At 44.6% G+C, this 2,622-nt stretch carries 2 protein-coding genes; both read left to right on the top strand.

The genetic code is table 11. The annotated features are described in order from the left end of the window. Positions 1 to 226: 226 nt before the first annotated feature. Positions 227 to 1,780 (top strand): IS21 family transposase, encoded by a 1,554-nt coding sequence (gene istA, locus FAZ19_RS23700; RefSeq protein WP_136823257.1) that lies wholly within the window; start codon positions 227 to 229, stop codon positions 1,778 to 1,780. A gap of 20 nt (positions 1,781 to 1,800) precedes the next feature. After that, positions 1,801 to 2,538, top strand: a complete 738-nt coding sequence (gene istB, locus FAZ19_RS23705; RefSeq protein ID WP_136823258.1) for an IS21-like element helper ATPase IstB — start codon at positions 1,801 to 1,803, stop codon at positions 2,536 to 2,538. Positions 2,539 to 2,622: the final 84 nt, after the last annotated feature.

The raw sequence follows: 2,622 nt of genomic DNA on the forward strand, positions 1-2,622 counted from the left end.
TGGATATTACGGATCGATTAGTGCCAGTTATTTCGGTCAGTTGATGCCGGCTATTACGGTTCAAAAGGTGCCATTTTAGAATAATTTCAGCCCCGTTTTTACGGTTCGTTTTGTGCCATGTCCATTTGGCGGCGATACTACCGGAAACATATGCGAGATTACGGTTCGTTTCGTGCCACTTTAAAAGATCAAGAAATTACCTTGTCGCTCTAAATATAGAAGCGATATGGCCAACACACTTGATCCGATGGACTTAAAACAAATACTCACATTACATCTGGACAGCTACAGCAACCGCAAAATAGGTTCTGTTCTGGGTATTTCCCGTAATACCGTCAACACCTATATGCAGCTGTTCGCCGGCAGCGAATACTCGTTTCAGGAGCTTCTGAGCTTCGATACGTCCGCTTTATCCGAACTGTTCTCATCGCACACCACCATGGACACCGCAAGACATAATGAGCTTATGCTTTATTTTGAGGGGGTCAACAAAGCCCGGAAGCATCCCGGCTTTACTTTCCTGTACCACTATCAGCAGTATGTTGATCTCGCAGCCGAGCCGTATAGCTATACGCAGTTTCTTGAGCATTACCGCCGTAAATATCCAAAAGAAAAAGGCTCGATGAAACTTCAGCACATAGCCGGTGAGGAGATGTTCATCGACTTTGCAGGTAAAAAACTGCAGATCATCGACAGACATACCGGAGAAGTTGTTCCCGTGGAAGTATTTGTAGCCATACTTCCTTGCAGTCAGTATACCTATGTCGAGGCCTGCACAAGCCAAAAACGCGCAGATATGATATCCTGCTGCAGTAATGCTCTGCGTTTCTATGGAGGGGTGCCCAAAGCTATAGTATCGGACAATCTAAAGTCTGCAGTCAACAGATCCAGCAGATATGAGCCTGACATCAACCGAAGCTTTAAAGACTTTGCCCGCCACTATAACTGTGTCATCAATCCCACCCGTGGCTACTCTCCCCAGGACAAGGCATTGGTTGAGAATGCGGTCCACCTGGCTTATCAACGTATCTATTATCCTTTGCGCGAGATGACCTTTTTCTCACTGAAGGATCTCAACAGAGAAATTACCGTTTTATTGGAGCGATACAACAATCTACTCTTCAAACGGAAAGAATCCAGTCGTATAGAACTATTTCAGCGTACCGAGAGACAGTATCTCAAAGATCTACCTGCTGATACCTATGAGCTTAAGGACTATAAAAGAGCGAAGGTGCAAAAGATGGGCTATGTATACTTTTCTCCTGACAAGAGCTATTATAGCGTTCCGTACCGTTATATCGGAAAAGAGACCACTATCCATTATACCAAAAGCCGTGTTGAGGTATTCTACAGCCATGAAAGGATTGCGCTGCACCAGCGTAATCTGATCAAAGGGAGCTATATCACCAACACGGACCACTTGAGCAGTACCCATAGGTTCTATTCGGAGTGGAATCCCGAGTTCTTTAAGAAAAAGGCACTGCCCCATGGTGAATATGTCCTGGCCTGCATTGAAAAAGTACTGGCATCACAGGATTATCCTGAAATAAGCTATAAACGCTCCCTGGGCATCATTCAGCTATACCGTGCCTATGGCTCGCAGCGCCTCAATAATGCGTGCAAAAGAGCGCTCGATACAGATGCATGCTCTTATCTGAGGATAAAGAATATTCTTAAGAACAATATGGACAGAGTCCATCTATTGGATGACCCCACCCAGCAGATACAGCCGCATATACCATTCCATAGTAATATACGCGGAGCTTCCGCTTATGAATAATAACAATCAAAAATCAGAAAATGAACAATCAGACAGTTGAAAAACTACGTAACATGCGTCTGGGTGCCATGGCCCAGCTGCACCAACAGTACGTTAAGGAAAACAGGTTCGAAGGTATTACATGTGACGAATACCTTGCATTATTAACCGATCACCAATGGGAAGACCGTGAAAACAACAAGATCGACAGGTTGCTCAAACAGGCGGGCTTTAGGCAGAACGCCAGTCTTGGCGATATAAAATACGGCAGTGAAAGAAATCTGGATAAAAACATGTTCGTCCGTCTTGGTACACTGGACTTTGTGCAGCGGAAAGAAAACATCATAATCTGTGGTGCCTCCGGCACAGGAAAAAGTTATCTATCGCAGGCACTGGGGCATCAGGCCTGTCTCACAGGAATAAAAACACTCTACACAGTAACTGCCAGAATCATTAAGAGGTTGAAATTGAGTAAAGTTGACGGGACATATCTCAAGGAGCTGGAAAAACTGGCCAAGGCAGAACTGTTGATACTTGATGACTTCGGCCTGCAGGCTTTCGATAACCAGGATCGGGAAACATTGATGGATATCATAGACGATCGACATGGCAAAAGATCAACCATAATATCTTCCCAGATACCGGTATCCGCCTGGTATGAAATCATCGGCGGCGAAGGAACTATTGCTGACGCAATACTGGACCGGATCGTAAACTCCTCACACCGGATTGACCTGAAAGGTGAATCGATGAGAAAGGGAATATTGAAACAGGAATAACGATAACTTTTTTATATAATTGTATGATCTTTTAAGTGGCACGGTTTGACCGAAATCAATGGCACCATTACTCCGAAATACCCA

It is taken from the genome of Sphingobacterium alkalisoli (assembly GCF_005049105.1).
Classification (GTDB): domain Bacteria; phylum Bacteroidota; class Bacteroidia; order Sphingobacteriales; family Sphingobacteriaceae; genus Sphingobacterium; species Sphingobacterium alkalisoli.

Excerpts from the sequence above, each read along its gene's own strand:
- istA (WP_136823257.1), top strand. The coding sequence starts at position 227 with ATGGCCAACACACTTGATCCGATGGACTTAAAACAAATACTCACATTA.
- istB (WP_136823258.1), top strand. The coding sequence starts at position 1,801 with ATGAACAATCAGACAGTTGAAAAACTACGTAACATGCGTCTGGGTGCC.